The sequence below is a fragment of the Streptomyces sp. SirexAA-E genome (genome assembly GCF_000177195.2).
GTDB classification, from domain to species: domain Bacteria; phylum Actinomycetota; class Actinomycetes; order Streptomycetales; family Streptomycetaceae; genus Streptomyces; species Streptomyces flavovirens.
Window position 1 is genome coordinate 5,637,324 of the sequence record NC_015953.1, and the last position, 23,824, is coordinate 5,661,147.

Genomic DNA, 23,824 nt, shown 5'->3' on the forward strand with positions numbered 1-23,824 from the left:
ATCACTTCACCGCGATGAGCCATTCATCGACCTCTTATGGGCTACCTGTGGACTGCCGGGTGGCCCGTCCTCGGTGCACGAAGAGAACGAGGTTACTCGGCAGGTCTCCCGGCGGGCCGAATGTGCCCGTGGAGCCCGGTAGTTCCTGACGACGCGGGTCCGGCGACGTTCCTCGGAGTTCTCGCCGGTCCGTTGTCGGCGATCGTTGCTGCACCGGTGTGGGCGGCTCCGCCCGCCTTCTTCGTCGTCCCCGAAAACTCTCCCCAAAGGTGTAGATCGGCATGCACGAAAACGGCTCCGTCCCCTCACGCGCGGTTTCCGAAGACTTCTTCGAATTGACCCCTGCCCAGCAGGGTGTCTGGTACGGGCAACTGGTCGACCCGGACAGCCCCAAATACAACATCGGGGAGTGCTTCGAGATCCGTGGCGGCCTCGACGAGGAACTGTTCGCCGCGGCAGTCGACCGGACCGTCGCCGCGCACGACAGCCTCAACACCGAGTTCGTCACCGAGGGCGACACGGTCCTCCAACGGGTCGTCCGCCGTCCGTCCGCCGGGGCCGGCAGGCTGCGCCTCGTCGACCTGACCGGCGCCGACGACCCCGTCGCCGCCGCCGAGCGCTACCTGGCCGACGACATGGCCGCCGTCGACCGGCTCGACGCCCCGCACCACCACTTCGCGCTGCTGCGCCTCGCTCCCGATCTGCACCACTGGTACGTCCGCTATCACCACATAGCCATCGACGGCCTCGGCGGTGCCGTCTTCGCCCGCACCGTGGCCGACCTCTACACCCGTGCCGTACACGGCGAGGACCCCGCCACGGCCGAGCTGCCCGCCGCGCCCCTGCGGGAGCTCATGGCCGACGAGGCGGCCTACCGCGCGTCGGAGCGCCACGAGGCCGACCGCGCCTACTGGACCGGCAAGTTCGCGGACCTGGCCGACGGCCCCCCGGCGGGCCCGGCAGGCGCCCTGGTCGAGGACGCGGGCGGTGGCGGGGAGCTGATCCGCCGGCGTACCGACACCCCGGCACCGGGCACGCCCGACGCTGCGGACGTGCGCCTGCACACCGGCGAAACGCTGCCCCTCGCCGTCCTCGACGACCTGCGGAGACTGGCCGCCGCCCACCGCACCACCTGGACCGCCGTCCTCGTCGGCGCGGTCGCCGCCTACGTCGGCCGGGCCACCGGGACGCGGGACGTCACGGTGGGCCTCGCCTCCAACGGCCGCCACGGCGGGCTCAGGCACATCATCGGCATGACCGCCAACATCCTGCCGTTACGCCTGCGCCTCACCCCGGACATGACGGTCGGCACTCTCGTGCGCGCGGCCGCCACCGAGATGCGCGGAGCCCTGCGCCACCGCCGCTTCTCCCGCGAACAGCTCGCCCGCGAGCTCAACATGACGGACGACCCGGCGCGCCTGGCGGGCATCGTCGTCAACATCATGGGCTACGACTACGGCCTCGACTTCGCCGGAAGCCCCGGCGCCTCCCGCGTCCTGTCCGTCGGCCCGGTCGACGACGTGTCCCTCTTCGTCTCCGAACGGTCCGAGGGCACCGGGCCGTTGATCGGCTTCGACGCCAACCCGGAGCTGTACCGCCCCGAGGACGTGCTGCCGCACCAGCAGGCCGTGGTCTCCTTCCTCTCCGTCCTGGCCGGTGCCGACGCGGACGCCCTCGTCGGCGACCTGCCGTTCGTCGACGACACCGCCGCCGGGGCCCTCCTCGCCCAGGGGCGCGGCGCGCCCCTGCCCGCACCGGCCGTGGCGACGAGCCTGCCGGAGGCCTTCGCCGAGCGGGCGCGCCGGACGCCGGACGCCCCGGCGGTGACGGACGGTTCCGCCACGCTCTCCTACCGGGAACTGGCGGGCGTGGCCGCGGAGCTGTCCGGCGCCCTGGCCGGCTGGGGCGTGGGCGCGGAGGACGGTGTCGGCGTCCTCGTGGGCCGCTCGGCGGCCGTGGTGTCCGCCACCCTCGGCGTGGTCGGAGCGGGAGCCGCGTACGTGCCGATGGACGCGGCCTGGCCGGCCGAACGGCTCGGCCGTGTCGCGGACGTCGCCCGTGTCCGCGCCCTGGTGGCCGACGAGGCCACCGCCGCCCGGCCCTGGGTGCGGGAGCGGGCCGCCGGTCTGCCGCTGATCGTCGTCGACCGCATCGGCCGCGTCGTTCGCGGCGCCCCGCCGAATCCGGGACCGCTGCCGCGCGTGTCCCGCGGTGACCGGCTCGCCTACGTGATGTTCACCTCCGGATCCACCGGTCTGCCCAAGGGGGTCGGCGTCACCCACGCCGACGTCCTCGCGCTGACCGCCGACACCACCTGGTCCGGCGGTGTGTCCGACGCGGTCCTGATGCACTCCGCCTACGTCTTCGACGCCTCCACGTTCGAGATCTGGGTGCCGCTCCTGCACGGCGGCCGGGTGGTCGTCGCCCCGGACGGCGTGCTGGAGGCCCGGGTGCTCCGGGACCTGGTGGACCGGCACGGGGTGACCGCGCTGTTCCTCACGACGGCCCTGTTCAACGTGGTGGCCGAGGCGGATCCGGCGGCGTTCGCCGGACTGCGGCTGATCGCCGCCGGCGGCGAGGCGGCCACCGGGGACCTGATGCGGCGCGTCGCGGCCGCCGCGCCCGGTACCCGCGTCCTGCACGTGTACGGCCCCACGGAGACCACGACCTTCGCCACCCGCCACCCGGTGGACGCGGACACGACGGGCGTACCGCCCATCGGCCGAGCCCTCGACGGCAGGCGGCTGTACGTCCTCGACCAGGCACTCGGCCTGGTGCCCGCCGGTGTCGTGGGGGAGCTGTACGTCAGCGGCCTCGGCGTCGCCCGCGGCTACCAGGGGCGTGCGGCGCTGACGGCCACCCGGTTCGTCGCCGACCCGTTCGACGCGGACGGCGGGCGCATGTACCGCACCGGCGACCTCGTGCGCTGGACCGCGCGCGGTGACATCGAGTACGTAGGCCGCGCGGACGGGCAGATCAAGCTCCGCGGGTACCGCATCGAGCCCACCGAGATCGAGAACGTCCTCCTCGCCGACCCGGACGTGCGCGCCGCCTGCGTCCTGGTCCGCGAGGACGCACCCGGTGACCGCTCACTGGTCGCCTACGTCGTGCACGCCCCGGACACCCGGCCGGACGGCTTCCGGCTGGCCCGACGCGTCGGGCGGGCCCTGCCCGCCTACATGGTTCCGTCCGTGTTCGTCCCCCTCGACGCCCTGCCGCTGAACGCCAACGGCAAGGTCGACCGCAAGGCCCTGCCCGCCCCCCGCGTGGCGACCTCCACGGGCCGCGCCCCGCGCACGGCCGACGAGGAGATCCTGGCCGGGCTGTTCGCCGACGTCCTGAGCGTGGACGCCGTCGGCGTCGACGACAACTTCTTCTCCCTGGGCGGCCACTCCCTGCTCGCCACCCGCCTCATCGGCCGGGTGCGGGCGGCACTGGGCGCCGAACTCGCCCTGCGTACGCTCTTCGACCACCCGACGGTCGCCTCGCTGGCCGCCGCCCTCGACTCCACCGGGGCGGCCCGGCCCGTCCTCTCCCCGCAGCGGCGGCCCGGCGCCGTACCGCTGTCCTTCGCGCAGCAGCGCCTCTGGTTCCTCAACCGGACGGAGGGCGACGGCGACACCTACAACGTCCCGCTCGTCCTCGGACTCGACGGTCCGCTGGACACGGAGGCGCTGCGGGGCGCCCTGGCCGACGTGGTCGCCCGCCACGAGAGCCTGCGCACCGTCTTCACCGAACACGACGGCGTCGCCCGGCAGGACGTCCTGGACGCGGCTGCCGCCCCGACGCTCGTCCCCCTCGCCGTAGAGGAGCCCCCGGCCGGGGAACCCGCCGACGTGTGGGCCGAGGAGACGGTACGCCGTCTGACCGCCGCGCCCTTCGACCTCACCGGCGACATCGCCGTCCGGGCCCGCCTCCTCCGCCCCGGCCCCGGCCGGCACGTCCTGGTCCTCGTCCTCCACCACGTCGTCGCCGACGGCTGGTCCCTCGCCCCGCTCAGCCGAGACCTCGGCGCCGCCTACCGCGCCAGGACCACGGGCTCGGGGACGCCCGACCTGCCCGCCCTGCGCGTGCAGTACGCCGACTACGCCCTCTGGCAGCGCCGGCTGCTCGGCGACGCCCGCGACCCGGACAGCCTGGCCGCGCGTCAGCTCGCCCACTGGACCGAGACCTTGCGCGGGGCGCCCGAACTGCTCGACCTGCCCCTGGACCGGCCCCGGCCCGCGGTGCGCGACCACCGGGGCGACACCGTCCCCTTCGCCCTGCCCGCGTCCACGTACGCCGGGCTGGGGCGGCTGGCCCGTACCGCGGGCTGCACGCCGTTCATGGTGCTCCAGGCGGCCCTCGCCGTGACGCTGCACGCCCATGGCGCGGGGACCGACGTTCCGGTCGGCACGGCGGTGGCCGGGCGCACCGACGAGGCACTCGACGACCTGGTCGGCTTCTTCGTCAACACCGTCGTTTTGCGGACGGACCTGTCCGGGAACCCGACCTTCCGTGAACTCCTCGATCGTGTGCGGGAGTTCGGCATCGCCGCGTTCAGCCATGGAGACCTCCCCTTCGAACGGATCGTGGAGGCGCTCAACCCCGAGCGGTCCGGCGACCACCACCCGCTCTTCCAGACCATGCTGGTCCTCCAGAACCAGCGCCGGGCACAGCTCGACCTGCCCGGCGTCACCGTCCACGACCGGACCCGCCACACCGGGATCAGCAAGTTCGACCTGACGTTCTCGCTCACCGAGGCGGCCCCGGCCCCCGGCGCCCCGGCCGGGCTCGGCGGATACCTGGAGTACGCCACCGACGTCTTCGACGCCGGCACCGCCCGCGCCCTGTGCGACCGCTTCGCCCGCGTCCTCACCCTTGCCGTCACCGACCCCGGCCGGACGCTCGGCGACCTCGACCCGCTCGCGCCGGGCGAGCGGGACCGCCTCCTGGCCCAGGGACGCGGCGCCGCGCTGCCCCGCCGCGTCCCCTCCGTCCCGGAGGCGGTGCGGGAGCAGGCCGCCCGCACACCGCATCTGACCGCCGTGCGCGACGCGCACACGAGCCTCACCTACGCCGCGCTCGACGCCCGCGCCGACGCCCTCGCCCAGGCCCTGCGCGAGCGGGGCGCAGGCCGGGAGGACCGGGTGGCCGTCGCCGCGCCCCCGTCCGTGGACACCGTCGTGGCCATGCTGGCCGTGCTGCGGGCCGGGGCCGCCTACCTGCCCGTCGACCCGGAGTACCCGCCCGCCCGCATCCGGCACATGCTCGACGACGCCCGGCCCGTGCTGCTGCTCACCACCACGGACGTCCACGCGGACCTGCCCCCCTGCGACGTACCGTGGCTGGCCCTCGACGCCCTCGGCGCGCTCGACGACACGGACACGCTCCCGGCCGGTTCCGCCGCGCCCCGCCCGGCGGACCCCGCGTACGTCATCTACACCTCCGGCTCCACCGGCCGTCCCAAGGGCGTGGTCGTGCCGCACGGCGCCCTGGCCGGTCATATGGCCTGGATGGCACGTCACCTCGCCGTCACCCCGGACGACCGGGTCCTCGCCCGCACCTCCACCAGCTTCGACGCCTCCGTGTGGGAGCTGTGGCTCCCGCTGATGCACGGCGCCCAGGTCTGTGTGCTGCCGCACGGCGCCAACCGCGAACCGGACGCACTGGTCTCCTGGATGAGCCGGTACGGCGTCACCGTCGCCCAGTTCGTGCCCTCCCACCTGAACCTCGTCCTCTCCTCGGCGCCGGACGCCGCACGGCCGTCCGCCCTGCGCGCCGTCCTGTGCGGCGGCGAACCGCTGCCGCGCGCCCTCGCCGACGACGTCGCTCGCCGGTGGGGTGCCGAGGTGCACAACCTGTACGGGCCGACCGAGGCGACGATCGACGCGACCGTCCACCGCGCCCCCGGCCCGGAAGCGGGCGGTCCCGCCGGCGCCCCGTCCGAGACCGTGCCGATCGGCCGCCCGGTCGACGGCATGCGCGGTTACGTCCTCGACGACCGGCTGCGGCCCGTACCCCCGGGTGTCACCGGCGAGTTGTACCTCTCGGGCCCCAACCTGGCCCGCAGCTACCTGAACCGACCGGGCCTGACCGCGGCACGGTTCGTCGCCGACCCGTTCGACGGCGCCGGTTCCCGCATGTACCGCACGGGCGACCTCGTACGGTGGAACGGGCAGGGGCTGCTCGACTACGTGGCCCGCGCCGACGACCAGGTCAAACTGCGCGGCTTCCGCATCGAACTGGGCGAGGTCGAGGCGGCGCTCCTGGCGCGCCCCGGTGTCACGGCCGCCTGTGCGGTGATCCGCGAGGACGTACCCGGCCGGCGCGAACTCGTCGCCTACGCCACCGGCGACCCGGCCCCGCGCCCCACGGCCCTCCGCGACGCCCTCGCCGAGACCCTGCCGCACCACATGGTCCCCGGTGCCGTCGTCGTCCTGGAGCGTCTCCCGCTCCTGCCCAGCGGCAAGGTGGACCGGCGGGCCCTGCCCGAGCCGGAACGGGACACCGGCGCGCCCGGCGGAGCAGGGAGGGGCTCCCTCCAGGAGGACCTGCTCGCCGGTGTCTTCGCCGACGTCCTGCACCGCCCCCTGGCCGGCCCGCACGACAGCTTCTTCGACCTCGGCGGCCACTCGCTCCTCGCGATGCGCGTCGTCAGCCGGGTCCGCGCCCTCCTGGGGGCCGAGATCGCGGTGCGCACCCTCTTCGAGCACCCCACCGCGGCCGGTCTCGCCCGTGTCCTCGACGCCTCGGGACGGGCCCGCCCGCCGATCGCCGCCGCGGTGCGACGGCCCGACCCGCTGCCGCTGTCCTACGCCCAGCAGCGCCTGTGGTTCCTCAACCGGCTCGAAGGACCCGGCTCCGCCTACAACATCCCGCTCGTCCTGGAACTCGACGGCGCCCTGGACACCCACGCCCTGCGGCAGGCGCTGCGCGACGTCGTCGAGCGGCACGAGGCGCTGCGCACCCTCTTCCCCGAACGAGACGGCGTCCCCCACCAGGTGGTGCTGCCGGCCGACGCGGCCACGCCCCGGCTGCCGGTCGTGGGCACGGCCCCCGCCGATCTGGAGGCGGTGGTCCTGGACGCCGTGCGCGAGCCGTTCGACATCGTCGAGGACCTGCCGCTACGGGCCCTGCTGCTGCGCTCCGCACCCGCCCACCACGTCCTGGTGCTCGTCCTGCACCACATCGCGGGCGACGGCTGGTCACTCGCCCCGCTCGCCCGCCACCTCGGCGACGCCTACCGGGCCCGTATCGAGGGGCGGGCACCCGAACCGGCGGCCGTCTCCCCGCTCCAGTACGCCGACTACACCCTGTGGCAGCACGAGGTGCTGGGGGACGGGCTCGCGCCGCAGAGCCTGCTGCGGCGGCAACTCGACCACTGGCACACCGCCCTGGAGGGCATGCCCGGGCTGACCGAGCTGCCGCTGGACCGGCCGCGTCCGGTCGCCGCGGATCCGCGAGGAGCCGTCCACACCTTCGGACTCCCGCCCGGGCTGTACGCCCGGCTGCTGGACCTGGCGAGGGAGTCGGGCAGCACCCTGTTCATGGTGCTCCAGGCGGCGGTGGCCACCGTGCTGCACCGGCACGGCGCGGGGGACGACATCCCGCTCGGCTCGCCCGTCGCCGGGCGCACGGACGAGGCGCTGGAGGACCTGGTCGGGTTCTTCGTCAACACCCTCGTCCTGCGCACCGACCTCTCCGGCAATCCCACCTTCCGCGAACTCCTCGCGCGGGTGCGCGAGTTCGACCTCGCCGCCTACGCGCACCAGGACGTGCCCTTCGAGCGTCTGGTGGAGAGCCTCAACCCCGTCCGGGCGCGCGACCACCACCCGCTGTTCCAGGTCATGCTGGTCCTGCAGAACCAGGAGACGGCCCGCCCCGATCTGCCGGGCCTCACGGTCGAGGACCGGCTCGTCCACAACGGCCTGAGCAAGTTCGACCTCACCTTCGCCTTCACCGAGGAGCCGGGCGAGGACGGCCTCGCCGGGCTCACCGCCGGGATCGAGTACGCCACGGCCCTCTTCGACCGGACCACCGTCGAAACCGTCGCCGACCGTCTCGTGCGCCTCCTGGAACAGGTGGCCGCCGATCCCGGTCTGCCCCTGGCCGGCTACGACGTGATGACACCGGGCGAACGGGCCCGCGTCACGCACCGGGGGACCGGCGCCCCCCTGCCCGCGACCGCCGTGGAGGCCACGCTGCCCGCGCTCTTCGCGGCCCAGGCGCACCGCACGCCGCACGCCGCGGCCGTCACCGCCGACGGCACCACCCTCAGCTACGCCGAGCTCGACCGGATCTCCGAGGGCCTCGCCCACTGCCTCGCGGGCCTCGGCGTCGGCCCCGAGTCCGGCGTCGGGGTGCTGCTCGGCCGGTCGCCGGCCGTGGTGTCGGTGTCGCTCGGCACCGTCCGCGCGGCGGGCGCCTACGTCCCGCTGGACGCGCGCTGGCCCACGGAGCGGCTCGACCAGGTAGCGGGGGTGGCCGACGTACGGGTCCTCGTCGTCGACGAGGACGCCGCCGCCTCGCCGTGGGTGGCCTCGGCCGCCGGCCGCAGACCGGTGGTGGTCGTGGACCGGCTCGGCCGGGTCCTGCGGGGCGCGCCCGGACAGCCGGTCCGCCCGGCCGCCGTGCCGGGCCCCCGCGCCCTCGCCTACGTGATGTTCACCTCCGGCTCGACCGGTCTGCCCAAGGGCGTCGGGGTCACGCACGCCGACGTGGCCGCGCTCACGGCGGACGCCGCCTGGCGCGGGGGCGCCGCCGAGGCGGTGCTGATGCACTCGGCGTACGTCTTCGACGCCTCCACCTTCGAGATCTGGGCCCCGCTCCTGAACGGCGGCCGCGTCGTGGTCGCACCCGAGGGCGTCCTGGAGGCCCGTGTCCTCGGCGACGCCGTCCACGAGCACGGGGTGACCGCCGTCTTCCTGACGACCGCCCTGTTCAACGTGATCGCCGAGACCGATCCGGGCGCCTTCGCCGGTCTCCGACTGGTCTGCGCCGGGGGCGAGCTCGCCTCCCCGGACGCGATGCAGCGGGTCGCGGGCTCCGCCCCCGGGGTGCGCGTCCTGCACGTCTACGGGCCCACCGAGACCACCACCTTCGCCACCCGGCACGAGGTCGCGGCCGACCTGCCGGCGGGCCCGCCGCCGGTCGGGCGCCCCCTGGACGGGATGCGCGCCTACGTCCTCGACGGATCCCTGGGTCCCGTGCCGCCCGGCGTCGTGGGCGAGCTGTACCTCGCCGGACACGGAGTGGCACGCGGGTACACCGGGCTTCCGGGACTGACCGCCACCCGCTTCGTGGCCGACCCGTTCGACCCGGCGGGCGGACGCATGTACCGCACCGGCGACCTCGTCCGGTGGACCCACGACGGCGAGATCGCCTACGTCGCCCGCGCCGACGGCCAGGTGAAGCTGCGCGGCTACCGCATCGAACTCGGCGAGATCGAGGGGGTGCTGGCCTGCTGCGACGGTGTCGCCGACTCCTTCGCCGTCGTACGCGAGGACGTCCCCGGCGACCGCCGGCTCGTCGCCTACGTGGTTCCCGCGGCCGGGGCCCGGCCCGAGCCGGCAGAGCTCGCCCGGGCCGTCGGCCGGTCCCTGCCCGCCTACATGGTCCCCTCCGCCTTCGTGCTGCTCGACGCTCTGCCGCTGACCGTCAACGGCAAGGTCGACCGGCATGCCCTGCCCGAGCCCGGGCAGCACGCGCCGGCCCGTGGACGCGGAGCCCGTACCGCCCGCGAGGAGCTCCTGTGCGGACTCTTCGCCGACGTGCTCGGCCTCGACGGGGCGGGGACCGACGACGACTTCTTCGCCCTGGGCGGCCACTCGCTGCTCGCCACCCGCCTCGCCGCGCGGATCCGTACCGTCCTCGGGGTGGAGGTCCAGGTGAAGGCCCTCTTCGAGCACCCCACACCGGCCGCTCTCGCCGCAGCGCTGGACGGGGCCGAGGAGGCCAGGACCCGGCTGGAACGCGTCGCCGTGCGCCCCGATCCGCTGCCGCTGTCCTTCGCCCAGCAGCGGCTGTGGTTCCTCGCCCGGCTGGAGGGGCCGAGCGCCACGTACAACGTGCCGCTCGTGCTCCGCCTGGACGGACCGCTCGACGCGGGTGCCCTGGAGAGCGCCCTCGGCGACGTCATCGAACGCCACGAGAGCCTGCGCACCGTCTTCCCGGACACCGACGGAGTGGCCCGCCAGGCCGTCCGCGACGCCGAGGGCGCCGACCTCGACCTGACACCCCGCTACACCGAACCGGACCGCCTCGACGAGGTCCTGGCCACCGAGGTGGCGCACCCCTTCGACGTCGGCGCGGAACTCCCCGTACGGGCACGACTGCTGCGGCTCGGCGCCGAGGCGCACGTCCTCGTGCTGCTGGTCCACCACATCGCGGGCGACGGCTGGTCCCTCGCCCCGCTCGCCCGCGACCTGGGCGAGGCCTACCGGGCCCGTACCGAGGGCGAGGAGCCCTCCTGGACGGAACTCGCCGTCCAGTACGCCGACTACACCCTGTGGCAGCGTGCGCTGCTGGGCGACGAGGACGACCCGGCGAGCCGGGCCGCGCGGCAGCTGGACTTCTGGCGTACCGCCCTCGCCGGCGCCCCCGAACTGCTCGCACTGCCCTGCGACCGGCCACGGCCCGTCGTCACGGCCTACCGTGGCGACGCCTTCACCTTCCCCGTCGGCGCGGACACCCACCGGGCCCTCGCCCGGCTGGCCCACAGCCGCGGAAGCAGCCTCTTCATGGTGCTCCAGGCCGCCCTGTCGGTTCTCCTGTCCCGGCACGGCGCCGGTGAGGACATCCCGCTCGGCACCGCCGTCGCCGGACGCACCGACGAGGCGCTCGACGACCTGGTGGGCTTCTTCGTCAACACCCTCGTCCTGCGCACCGACCTGACCGGAGACCCCACCTTCGGCGAAGTCGTCGAGCGCGTGAGGGACTTCGACCTCGCCGCCTACGCCCACCAGGACGTGCCGTTCGAGCGGCTGGTGGACCTGCTCAGCCCGGCCCGCGCCCAGAACCACCACCCGCTCTTCCAGACCATGCTCGTCCTCCAGAACCAGGCGGACACCACGATCGACCTGCCGGGTCTCACGGTGGCGGCACAGCCCGTGCACACCGGCATCAGCAAGTTCGACCTGACGTTCACCTTCACCGAGACCTTCGACGGCGCCGGCCGGCCCGCCGGCCTCGACGGCGTCCTGGAGTTCTCCACCGAGCTCTTCCTCCCCGCGACCGCACACGCGCTGGCCGACCGGCTGACCCGCCTGCTCGCCTCGCTCACCGCCGACCCCGACGTGCGGGTCCACTCCGTCGACGTCCTGGACCCGGCCGAGCGGCAGAGCCTGAGGAACGTCGCGGACGGCCGGGACCGGGCCGTGACCGCGCGCACGGCGCCCGAGGCGTTCCGTGCCCAGTGCGCCCGCACGCCCGGCGCCGTCGCCGTGCGGGCGACCGACCAGCACCTCACCTTCCGCGAACTCGACGCGCTCTCCGACGACCTGGCGCACCATCTGCACAGCCGGGGGGTCCGCCGCGGTGACCTCGTCGCCCTCGGCCTGGAGGGCACCGCCGACCAGGCCGTCGCGATGCTCGCGGTGGCCAAGGCCGGGGCCGTCTGCCTCCCGCTCGACCTGGAGTACCCCGAGGCGCGGATCGCCTTCGTTCTCGACGACGCACGCCCGGCGCTGCTCCTGACCCGGCGCGGGGCACGGGACGTCCCGTCCGTGCCCCGCCTGGAGCTCGACGACCGGGCCGCCTGGTCCACCGGACGCGCGGCGCCGCCCGCGGCCGCCCCCGACCCGCGCGACGCCGCGTACGTGATCTACACCTCGGGCTCCACCGGACGCCCCAAGGGCGTCGTCGTCACCCACGCCTCCCTGACCAACCACATGGCGTGGATGGCCGGGCACCTCGGCCTCACCGACGACGACCGGGTCCTCGCGCGCACCTCGCCCAGCTTCGACGCCTCGGTCTGGGAGACCTGGCTGCCGCTCCTGCACGGCGGCTCCACCTGCCCCGTGCCACCCGCCGCCAACCACGACCCCGCCCGCCTGCTGTCCCTCATGCGTGCGGCGGGCGTGACCCTCGCGCAGTTCGTGCCCTCGCACCTCTCGGTCGTCCTCGCCGAGACCGGCCCCGACGAGGCGCCCGCGTCACTGCGGGCCGTCCTGTGCGGCGGCGAACCCCTGCCCCGCTCCCTGGCCGCGCGCGCCGGGCGGGACTGGCGGGCCCAGGTGCACAACCTGTACGGGCCCACCGAGGCGACCATCGACACCGCCGCCCACCGCTACCGGCCCGAGGAGACGGACGCGTCGGCGGCGGACGGCGGCGTGCCGCTCGGCCTCCCCGTCGACAACACCCGCGCCTACGTCCTGGACGCGGGCCTGAGGCCGGTACCGCCGGGCGTCACCGGTGAGCTCTACGTCGCGGGCGACGGCCTCGCGCGCGGCTACCTGGGCCGCCCCGGCCTCACCGCCGCACGGTTCGTCGCCGACCCGTACGGCCCTGCGGGGGACCGCATGTACCGCACCGGCGACCTGGTGCGGCGGGGCGCCGACGGACTGCTCAGCTACGTCTCCCGCGCCGACGACCAGGTCAAGCTGCACGGCTTCCGGATCGAGCTCGGCGAGATCGAGGCCGCCCTCACCGCGCTCGGCACCGTCACCTCGGCCTGTGCCCTCGTCCGCGAGGACCGGCCGGGCGAACGGCGCCTGGTCGCCTACATCGTCCCCGCCGAGCGGGGCGGTGCCGCGACCCCGTCCGACGCCGAGCTGCGCGCCCGGCTGACGTCGGCGCTGCCGCCGTACATGGTGCCGGCCGACTTCGTCACCCTGGACGCCCTGCCGCTGCTGCCCAACGGCAAGACCGACCGGCGGGCCCTGCCCGCTCCCGCGCGCCCCGACGCCACCCGGCCGGGCGGGCAGCCGCGCACCGAGGAGGAACGCGTCGTCCGTGACGTGTTCGCCTCCGTCCTCGGCGCCCCCGACGTCCGCACCGACGACGACTTCTTCGCGCTCGGCGGAGACAGCATCCTCTCCATCCAGCTCGTCAGCCGCGTCCGCAAGGCCGGTCTCGCCGTCACCCCGCGCGACGTCTTCGTCCACCGCACCCCCGAGGCCATCGCGGCCGTCGCCACCCCGCTCGACCAGGCCGCCACCGCGCGGACGGGGGAGGGAACCGGCGTGATGCCGCCGACCCCCATCGCGGCCTGGCTCCTTCGGCGGCCCGGCCCCGTCGACGGCTACAACCAGTCCGGGGTGCTGCGCACACCCGCCGGTGCCGACGAGGAAACCCTCGTCGCGGCCCTTCAGCTCCTCATCGACCACCACGACATGCTCCGCCTGCGGGCCACCCGCCCGGCCGAGGGCGACCCGGTCCTCGAAGCGCTTCCGGCCGGTACCGTACGGGCCGACCGCCACCTCACCCGCCTCGACGTGGCGGGACTCCGCCCCGAAGAAGTCCGAGCCGCCCTCACCGAGGCCGGCGAGCAGGCCCGCAGGCGGCTGCGCCCCGCCCAGGGCGACGTAGTCGAGGCCGTCTGGTGCGACGCCGGACCGCACACCCGCGGGCGGCTGCTGCTCGTCGTGCACCACCTGGCCGTCGACGCCGTCTCCTGGCGCATCCTCGCCGACGACCTGGCGGCCGCCTGGCAGGCCGTCACCCACGGGCCGGGGGCACCGGCGCTGCCCCCGGTCCCCACGTTCTACCGACACTGGGCGCGGCTGCTCGCCGCCCAGGCGGGGGAGGCGGCGCGCGAGGCGGAACTCCCGCTCTGGGAAGCCGCGTCGAGAACACCCGACCCGCAGCTGGGCCACCGCCCGCTCGACCCGGGACGGGACACCGCCGACCGGACACGCACCCTGGTCACCCGGCTGCCTTCCGCGTGGACGAAGGACCTGCTCACCACCGTCCCCACCGCCTTCCACGCCGGGGTCGACGACGTCCTGCTCACCGCCCTCGCCCTCGCGGTCCGCTCCTGGCGTGCGGAACGGACCGGGACGACCGGAGGCCACCTGCCGGGCGACACCGGAGTCCTCCTCGACCTGGAGGGCCACGGCCGCGAGCAGATCGCCGACCACCTCGACCTCTCCCGTACGGTCGGCTGGTTCACCAGCCTCTACCCGGTCCGGCTCGACCCCGGGCCCGCCGACCCCCGTGATCCGTCACGCTTCGACACCGCGCAGGTCGAACGCGCCCTCAAGCGCGTCAAGGAGCACCTGCGGACCGTCCCCGACCACGGCGTCGGCTACGGGATGCTGCGCCACCTCAACCCGGCGACCCGCCCGCTGCTCGCCCCGGCGCCCCAGCCCCAGATCGGCTTCAACTACCTGGGCCGGTACGCCGCCCCGCCCGGCGCGGGAGCGGACGACGGGACCGACTGGGAGGTACTGCTCGACGGCGGCGGGCCGCGCAGCCAGGACCCGGACATGCCCGTGCACCACGTCCTCGACATCAACGCGCACACCGAGGACCTGCCGGACGGTCCGAGCCTGGTGACCCGCTGGACCTGGCCCGGCGAACTCCTGGCGGAGAGGGACGTCCAGGCCCTGGCCGACGCCTTCACCCGCGCCCTGCGCGCCGTCGCCGAACTCGCCGAACGGCCCGACGCGGGCGGCTGGACGCCGTCCGACCTTCCTCTGGTCTCGCTCAGCCAGACCCAGATCGACCGACTGCAGAACAAGTGGGGTGGACGCAAGTGACCGACTTCCAGCTGGAGGACGTACTGCCACTGACGCCGTTGCAGGCGGGCATGCTCTTCCACGCGCTGTACGACTCCCACGCCGTGGACGTCTACACCGCGCAGTTCGTCTTCGACCTCGAAGGCGCCGTCGACGTCCTCGCCCTGCGCGCCGCCGTCGCCGGGCTGCTGCGGCGCCACGCCAATCTGCGGGTCGGCTTCCTGCACGAGGGACTGGACGAGCCCGTGCAGGCCGTCGCACGCGAGGTGCCCGTGCCGCTGGAGGAGCTGGACCTGAGCCCGGGGGCCACGGGAGAGGGTGAGGACCCGTCCGTACGCCTCGCCGCGTTCCTCGACGCCGACCGCACCCGCCGCTTCGACCTCTCCACCCCGCCGCTGATGCGCTTCACCCTCGTCCGCACCGCGCCGGGACGCCACCGGCTGGTCATGACGAGCCATCACATCCTGCTCGACGGCTGGTCGATGCCCCTCCTGGTACGGGAACTGTTCGCGCTGTACGCGGCCCGGGGCGACGACCACGACCTGCCGCGCGTCGCCCCCTACCGGGGTTACCTCGCGTGGCTGGCCCGGCAGGACCGCGGCGCCGCCCTGGACGCCTGGCGCACCGCCCTGGACGGGATCGAGGCGCCGACCCTGCTCGCCGGGCCCGCCCGCACCGGCGCGCCCGGCTCCGGCGAGCTGCCCGGCACCCTCGTCCTCGACCTGGACGAGGCCACGACACACCGGCTGCGCGAGACCGCCCGCACCCACCGGCTCACCCTGAACACCCTGGTGCAGGGCGCGTGGGGCCTCCTGCTCGCGCATCTCACCGGGCGCGGGGACGTCGTGTTCGGGGCCACCGTGTCCGGCCGCCCGCCGGAGCTGCCCGGCGTCGAGTCGATGGTCGGCCTGTTCATCAACACCGTGCCCGTACGGCTGCGCCCCGAGCCCGGTGAAACCCTGGCCGCACTCCTGACCCGGCTCCAGCGGGAGCAGGGCGAACTCCTCGGCAGCCAGTACGTGGGCCTGACCGAGATCCAGGGCGTCACCGGGCTGAGCGAACTCTTCGACACGCTGGCCGTGTTCGAGAACTACCCGCTGGACGACGAGGCCCTGCGCACCGCGCAGCGGTCACTGCCCGGCCTCGCCGTCACCGGGGTCAGCGGCACCGACGCGGCCCACTACCCGCTCACCCTCACCATCGCCCCGGGCGACGCCCTGAGGATCACCTTCGGCTACCGGACGGCCGCCCTCGGCCGCGAGGAGGTGGCGCGCGCACTGACTCGCATGCGGCGGCTGCTGACGGTGATGGCGGACGGTCTGGACCGCCGCGTCGGCGCCCTGCCCGTCCTCCTGGAGGGGGAGCGCGAGGCGCTGCTCGCGCAGGGGAGCGGAGCCGAACTCCCGCCCGGTACGGCAGACACGAGCATCCCGTGCACTGTCGTCGGGCATGCCGTCCGCCACCCGGACGCGGTCGCCGTGACCGGTGCGGGCGAGCGGCTGACGTACGGCCGGCTCGACGGCCTCTCGGAGGCGCTGGCCCGTGCGCTGACCGGGCTGGGGGTGGGTGCCGAGGACGGTGTCGGCATCCTCCTGGGCCGGTCGAGCGCCCTGGTCACCGCTTCTCTGGCCGCCCTGCGCGCGGGCGCGGCCTATGTGCCACTCGACCCGCGCTGGCCAGCCGAACGGCTCGACCGGGTCGCCGAGGTGGCCGCGCTCCGCGTCCTGGTCGTCGACGCGGACACCCGCACCCACCCCTGGGCGCACCGGCTCGGCCCCGGCGTGGCCGTGGTCACCGTCGACGGGGCGGGCCAGGTCCTCGACGGCTCCCCGGCCGCACCGGGCCCCCTGCGGGACTCCGGACCGGCCTCCCGGCTCGCGTACGTGATGTTCACCTCCGGCTCCACCGGACTGCCCAAGGGCGTCGGTGTCACCCACGCCGACATCGCGGCCCTCGCCGCCGACCACCGGTGGGGGGACGGTGCGGCCGACGCGGTCCTGCTCCACTCGGCGTACGTCTTCGACGCGTCCACCTTCGAGCTCTGGGTCCCCCTCCTCAACGGCGGACGCGTCGTCGTGGCCCCCGAGGGGCCGCTCCAGCCCGGCGCGCTCCGGGACTCCGTCGCCAGGCACGGGGTGACGGCGGCATTCCTGACGACGGCCCTGTTCAACGTCGTGGCCGAGACCGATCCGGGTGCCCTCGGCCTGCTGCGTCTGGTCGCCACCGGTGGCGAGGCGGCCGCGCCCGGGGTCCTCCAAGGACTCGCCGCCGCCCACCCCGGCACCACCGTCCTGCACGTCTACGGGCCCACCGAGACCACGACCTTCGCCACCGCCCACCGCGTCCCCGCCGACGGGGAACCCGGTGGCGTGGCCCCGATCGGCCGGCCGGTCGACGGCGTGCGCGCCTATGTCCTGGACACGGCGATGCGCCCCGTACCGCCCGGCGCCGAGGGCGAGCTGTACGTCGGGGGCGCCGGTGTCACGCGCGGCTACCTCGGGCGCCCCGGCCTCACCGCCACCCGGTTCGTCGCCGACCCGTTCGCCGGCACCGGGGCACGCATGTACCGCACCGGTGACCTCGTGCGGTGGCACGCCGACGGCACCCTGCACTACGTCGCCCGGGCCGATCAGCAGGTCAAACTGCGCGGCCACCGCATCGAACCCGCGGAGATCGAGGCGGTGCTCCGCACCGACCCGTCGGTGCGCTCCGCCTGCGTCCTGGTCCGCGAGGACCTCCCCGGCGACCGCACCCTCACCGCCTACGTCGTCCCGGCACCGGGCCGCACGCCCGACCCCGGTCATCTCGCCGCGCACGTCGGACGCCATCTGCCCGCTCCGATGGTGCCGGCCGTCATCCACCCCCTGGACGCCCTGCCGCTGACCCCGAACGGCAAGCTCGACCGCGCGGCCCTGCCCGCGCCCACCGTCCCGTCCGGCGGCGCCGCGGGACGGGCGCCGCGCACGGCCCTGGAGGAGATCCTCGCCGGGCTGTTCGCCGATGTGCTCGGCGTGCCCCGCATCGGCGCCGACGACAGCTTCTTCGCCCTCGGCGGCCACTCCCTGCTCGCCACCCGCCTGGTGGGCCGGATCCGCGCCACCCTGGACACCGAGACCGAGATCCGCACCCTCTTCGAGAACCCCACCGTCGCCGCGCTCGCCGCTGCCCTCCAGGACGCGGGCCGCTCCGCCCGCCCCGCCCTCGTGCCCCAGGCGCGCCCGGCGGTGCTCCCGCTGTCGTACGCGCAGCAGCGCCTGTGGTTCCTGCACCGGCTCGAAGGCCCCTCCGCCACGTACAACATCCCCTTCGCCGTACGCGTCGAGGGCCCGCTCGACACGGACGCCCTGCGCCGGGCCCTGCACGACGTCGTCGTCCGGCACGCCGCCCTGCGCACCGTCTTTCCCGAGGGCGACCGCGGACCCCACCAGCTCATCACCGCCCCGGACGACGTCCGGCTCCCGTTCTCCCTGGAGGCCGCCGACGCGGACAAGCTGCCCGACCGCATCAGAGCCGCCGCCACCGAACCGATCGACATCGAGCACCGCCTCCCGCTCCAGGCGACCCTGCTCCGCCTCGCCGACGACGTCCACGTGCTCGTCCTCGTCGTCCACCACATCGCCGCCGACGGCTCCTCCCTGGCCCCCCTCACCCACGACCTGGGCCTCGCCTACCGGGCCCGCGTCCGCGCCGAGGCCCCCGCGTGGACCGCGCTTCCGGTCGACTACGCCGACCACAGCCTCTGGCAGCGCCGCCTGCTGGGCGACGAGCACGAGCCGGACAGCCTCGCCTCACGGCAACTGGCCTACTGGGAGGAGGCGTTGCGCGGTCTTCCCGACATGGTCGACCTGCCGTGGGACCACGCGCGCCCCGCCCTGCCCCGGCACACCGGGGCCACCCACGACTTCGCCGTCGACCGCTCCACCGCCCGACGGGTCGCGGACCTCGCCCGCGCCAGCGGATGCAGCGTCTTCATGGTGCTCCAGGCCGCCCTGGCGACCACGCTCTCCCGGCACGGCGCGGGCGACGACATCCCGCTGGGCACGGCCGTCGCCGGACGGACCGACGAGGCGGCCTCGGACCTCGTCGGCTTCTTCGTGAACACGCTCGTGCTGCGCACCGACCTGACCGGCGACCCCACCTTCCTCGAACTGCTGCGCCGGGTGAGGGACTTCGACCTATCCGCCTACGCGCACCAGGACATCCCCTTCGAGCGCCTGGTGGAGCTGCTCAACCCCACCCGCTCGCAGAACCACCATCCGCTCTTCCAGACCATGCTCATCCTCCAGAACCACGCCCCCGGCGCCGGCCTCGACCTGCCGGGCCTCACCGTCGGCGGACTGCCGATCGACCTCCGGGTCAGCAAGTTCGACCTGTCGTTCACCTTCACCGAGACCTACGACGCCGACGGGGCGCCCAGCGGTCTGCGGGCCGCCGCCGACTACGCGACGGAACTCTTCGACGCGGCGACCGTCCGCGACCTCACCGAACGGTTCCTGCTGCTGCTCGGCGCCGTCACCGCCGACCCCGAACGCCCGCTGAGCACGTACGACGTCCTGCCCCCCGCCGAACGCGCCCGCCTCACCGCCTGGGGGACCGGACCCGCCCCGGACCTGCCCGCGTCGACGGTCCCCGCACTCTTCGAGCGGTGGGCCCGGCGCACCCCCGGCGCCCCAGCCGTCCGCGACGCCACCACCACCCTCACCTACGGCGAACTCGACGCACGGGCCGACGCCCTCGCCCGCCGCCTCACCGCGCGGGGCATCGGCCCCGAGGACCGGGTCGCCGTGGCCCTGCCCCGCACCCGCGACCTGGTCGTGGCCCTCCTCGGTGTCCTCAAGTCCGGTGCCGCCTATGTGCCGCTCGACCCCGACTACCCGGCGCAGCGCCTGTCCTACATGCTCGACGACGCCCGGCCCCGGCTCCTCCTGACCACACCCGCCGTCCACCACCGGCTCCCCGCCACCCCGGTGCCGCACCTGTACACCGACGGCCTCGCCGACGGCGCGGAGACGGACACGTCCGCCGACTCCCGCACGGGACCGCACCCGGACAACCCGGCATACGTCATCTACACCTCCGGCTCCACCGGCCGCCCCAAGGGCGTCGTCGTCACCCACCGTGGTGCCGGGGCCATGGCCAGGACCCAGAGCGAGCGGCTACGCGTCGTCCCGGGCAGCCGGGTCCTGCACATGGCGTCCGTCAGCTTCGACGCCGCGTTCTGGGAGCTCTGCATGGGGCTGCTCTCCGGCGCGTGCCTGGAGATCGACGAACGCGACGCCCTGCTGCCCGGCCCCACCCTCGCCGCCCTGGTCCGCGAGCGGGGCGTCACCCACCTCACCCTGCCGCCCGCGGCCCTCGCCGTGATGCCGCCCGGCTCGCTGCCCGCCGGGACCACGACGGTCCTCGCCGGTGAGGCGTGCCCGCCCGCCCTGGTGCACGCCTGGGCGGAGGGCCGGTTCCTCGTCAACGCGTACGGCCCGACGGAGACCACCGTCTGCGCCACCATGAGCGCTTTCCAGCACGCCGACGGGCCGCTCGCCCCGGGCCGGACCGTGCCCATCGGCGTCCCCGTCGACGGCACCCGTGTCCACGTCCTGGACGACCGGCTGGCCCCCGTGCCGCCCGGCGTCACCGGCGAGCTGTACGTCTCCGGGGAAGGGGTGGCCCGTGGTTACCACGGCAGGGCATCGCTGACCGCGTCCCGTTTCGTGGCCGACCCGTTCGACCGGGCCGGGGGCCGCATGTACCGCACCGGCGACCTGGTGCGCTGGACGCCCGGGGGAGAGCTCGTCTACGTCTCCCGCGCCGACGACCAGGTCAAGCTCCGCGGGTTCCGCATCGAGCTCGGGGAGATCGAGGCCGCGCTCACCACCCTGCCCGGGGTCGTCGCGGCCTGCGCCGCCGTCCGCGAGGACCGGCCCGGCGACCGGCGCCTGGTCGCCTACACCGTGTCCGCGCGGGGCGCCCGGGGTCCCGGCGAGGCCGAGGTCCGCGCGCACCTCGCCGCGACCCTCCCCGGACACATGGTGCCGGCCGCCCACGTACACCTGGACGCGCTGCCCGTCACGCCCAACGGCAAGACCGACCGCCGCGCCCTGCCGGCACCCGGCCATGCCTCGCGGGCAGGCGGCCGAGGGCCGCGCACCGCACGCGAGCGCGTGCTCTGCGAGGTGTTCGCGGAGACGCTCGGGGTGCCCGAGGTCGGTGTCACGGACGACTTCTTCGCCCTGGGCGGCCACTCGCTGCTCGCCGTCACCCTGGCCCGGCTGATCGGCGAGCGCTGCGGCCGGCGCCCCTCCCTGCGCGCCCTGTTCGCGGCACCCACCGTCGAGGGCGTCGACCGCCTCCTGGGACGTACGGACCAGGACGAGGAGGACGCCGATACGCCGGACCTCGCAGCCGAGGTCCGGCTGGCCGAGGACATCACCGGCGCGGGCCGGGCCCCCGTCCCCAGGCCCACCCGCGCCTCGTCCCGGCCGCTGCTGACCGGCGCCTCCGGCTTCCTCGGCGCCTTCCTCCTGCGGGACCTCGTCGAGACCACCGACGGCCCCGTCGACTGCCTCGTCCGCGCCGGCAGCGAGCAGCACGCGGCGCACCGGCTGCGGGCCAACCTGGAACGCTACGGGCTGTGGCGCCCCCGGTACGCCGACCTGATCCGCCCCGTCCCCGGCGACCTCGCCGCCCCCGGCCTCGGCCTGTCCCCCGAGGCCCGCACGGACCTGGTACGCCACCTCGGCCCGGTGCTGCACAACGGCGCCCGCGTCAACTTCGCCGCCGGGTACGGCGACCTCCGGGCCCCCAACGTCGCCGGCACCGAGGAACTCCTGCGCCTGCTCGCCGACTCCGCCTCACCAGGGCTGCACTACATCTCGACCACGAGCGTCTACGCCCCGGGCCACGGGCCGGGCACCGTGACGGAGTCGACCCCGACAGGCCCGGCGACCGCCCTGCCCGACGGGTACGCCCGGAGCAAGTGGGTCGCCGAGCAACTCGTGGGCCTGGCCCGCGAACGCGGTCTGCCGGTGACCGTCCACCGGCCCGGCCGCATCAGCGGTGACACCGCCACGGGCGCCTGCCAGGACCTCGACCTGCTGTGGCAGCTCATCAAGGGGTGCCTCCAGGCGGGGGCGGTGCCCGACCTGCCGTACGGGTCCACCGACTGGGTGCCGGTGGACTACGTCAGCGCGGCGGTGGTGGCCCTCGCCCTGTCCGGCCGGACCGGCGGGGAGACGTACCACCTGACCAACCCGCAAGCCCCGGGCCTGGACCGCGTCTTCGCGGCGGCCTCCCGCCTCGGCCACGAGCTGCGCACCGTACCCGCGGAGCACTGGCGGGACCTGGTGGCGGCCCAGCCGGACAACGCGGCACAGCTGTTCCTCGGTGACGAGGGGCGGGCCGGGTCCGAGGCGACGGTCCACCGACGCTTCGACTCCGGCCGTACGACGGCGGCGGCCGCGGACCTGGGGGTGCGCCAGGCCCCGCTGACCGACGAGGTCCTGGACCGCTACCTGACGTATTTCCACGGCACCGGCTTCCTGCCCGCGCCGGGGGCGCGGGTCGGGGCGTAGCCGGGCGGTCAGCCGTCGACGGCCTTGTCGTGGCGCAGGACGTCGTCACCGGACGGCCGCGAGGGTCTCGAGGAGGAAGCCGTCGTCGGTCACGACGTGCTGGGCGATGTGCGCGGGCCCGCCGGGCTCGGGCCGGCCGCTGTCCCGGATCCGGGTGACGCCCGCGGGGGCGAGGGCGTTGCCGGCCTGGACGCGCACGCGGCAGAGCTCACCGGCGACGGGGGGCGACGGTGCCGGTGGCCATCGCCCCGGCCGGTGGGCGGGCGGGAAAGTTGGACGTCCTCGCGGGGCGATCCTGCACGGTGCCGCCACCCCGGACCACCAGGGCCGATCTGCCGTATTTCCCTGCCGGAAACATACCGGGCGCCGGAGTGTGCTCGCCTCGGGCAGGGTGATGCAGGATTCCATCGTTGACGGGTCAGGGGGCGGTGATTAACGTCCCTGCCATGTCATCCCGAGCCCACGCAGGCATGATCGACGAGCTGGACCGCCGCGTCATCGCCGCGCTCCAGCTCAACGGCCGCGCCTCGTGGAACTCCGTCTCCCGCTGGGTGGGAGCCAGCGAGACCACCGCGCAGCGGCGCTACCACGCGCTGCGCGAACGGAAGCTCGTGCACGTGGTCGGCGCGCTGGAGCTGGACCGCACCGAGAGCGGCTCCTCCATGCTGGTCCGCGTGCACGCCAAGCCGGGCAAGGGACTCGAACTCGCCGAGCTGCTGGCCGAGTGCCCGGAGACACGGTTCCTGGCCGTGGTCACCGGCACGGCCGACCTGATCGTCGACTTCGTGGCCCGGGACAACGAGCAGCTGATGAGGCTGCTCTTCACCGACCTGCCGGGCGCGCACCTGATCACCGGCACCGAGTGCGTCGCCGTCATCCGCAACTTCACCTCGGCGGCCATGTGGGACACCGGCCTGCTGCCGCCCGAGGCGGCCGCCGACCTACGGCCCGCCACGCTCGCCCCACCCTGCGACCGTGACGACTGGGACCAGGCGCCACAAGCGCTGTCCGGTCTCGAACAGGCCGTAGCCGACGGTCTCGCCGAGGACGGCCGACTGCCGGTCAGTACGCTGGCGCGCCGGCTGGAACGCAGCGAGTCCAGTGTCTCGCGGGCCCTGGACCGGCTCGTGGAACGCGGTGTCCTGCACTTCAGGACCCTGGTCGACCCGGCGCTGCTGGGGTACCGGACGGAGTTCATGGTGTGGCTGTCCATCGAGCCGGACCGGCTCGACGCGGCGGGCCGCCAGTTGGCGCGCCACCCGGGCACCAAGTTCCTGGCCGCGGCCACCGGCCGGTTCAACCTGGTCGGCCACATGGTCCTGCCCCGCCGTACCGATCTGTTCCGCTACACCGGCGAGGTCATCGGTGCCCTGCCGGGACTGAACGCCTCCGACGTCACCGTGCACCTGGCCACCGTCAAGGGCGCCTGGACCCGGCTGGACCAGTCCGGCTGAGCCCGTCGGCCGGGCGGACCGCCGCCCGGCCATGGAGTCGTACCCGCGGCCCGGCCCGCACACGGGGCCGCACCACCGCCGTACCTCCGCACACCTCCATATCCGCACACCTCCACGCATCCGCGCACCGGCCGGTCGGGCA

4 protein-coding genes are annotated in these 23,824 nt (G+C 75.0%); 3 read left to right on the forward strand and 1 reads right to left on the reverse strand.

The window, feature by feature from the left end; all coding sequences use genetic code 11:
• Window positions 1-281 precede the first annotated feature (281 nt).
• Together SACTE_RS25170 and SACTE_RS25175 are read left to right on the forward strand one after the other, a co-directional pair.
• Window positions 282-14,681 (forward strand): non-ribosomal peptide synthetase, encoded by a 14,400-nt coding sequence (locus SACTE_RS25170; protein ID WP_014048830.1) that lies wholly within the window; start codon window positions 282-284, stop codon window positions 14,679-14,681.
• The gene (locus SACTE_RS25175) at window positions 14,678-22,228 is read left to right on the forward strand and encodes a non-ribosomal peptide synthetase (RefSeq protein ID WP_014048831.1); all 7,551 of its coding nucleotides are present in this window, start codon (window positions 14,678-14,680) and stop codon (window positions 22,226-22,228) included. Before SACTE_RS25170 ends, SACTE_RS25175 begins: the two co-directional genes overlap by 4 nt.
• A 45-nt stretch (window positions 22,229-22,273) precedes the next feature.
• Here the strand turns inward: SACTE_RS25175 and SACTE_RS34680 are convergent, their stop codons facing one another.
• Window positions 22,274-22,426 carry a hypothetical protein gene (locus SACTE_RS34680; RefSeq protein ID WP_014048832.1) on the reverse strand — a complete coding sequence of 51 codons (153 nt, stop codon included), beginning with the start codon at window positions 22,424-22,426 and terminating at the stop codon, window positions 22,274-22,276.
• 272 nt (window positions 22,427-22,698) lie between these two features.
• Here SACTE_RS34680 and SACTE_RS25180 point away from each other — a divergent pair, with 272 nt between their 5' ends.
• Window positions 22,699-23,682: an Lrp/AsnC family transcriptional regulator gene (locus tag SACTE_RS25180; RefSeq protein WP_014048833.1), complete on the forward strand. Its 984-nt coding sequence runs from the start codon at window positions 22,699-22,701 to the stop codon at window positions 23,680-23,682.
• Window positions 23,683-23,824: the final 142 nt, after the last annotated feature.

Coding starts and splice junctions, on each gene's coding strand:
- SACTE_RS25170 (WP_014048830.1), top strand. CDS start 282: ATGCACGAAAACGGCTCCGTCCCCTCACGCGCGGTTTCCGAAGACTTC.
- SACTE_RS25180 (WP_014048833.1), top strand. CDS start 22,699: ATGATCGACGAGCTGGACCGCCGCGTCATCGCCGCGCTCCAGCTCAAC.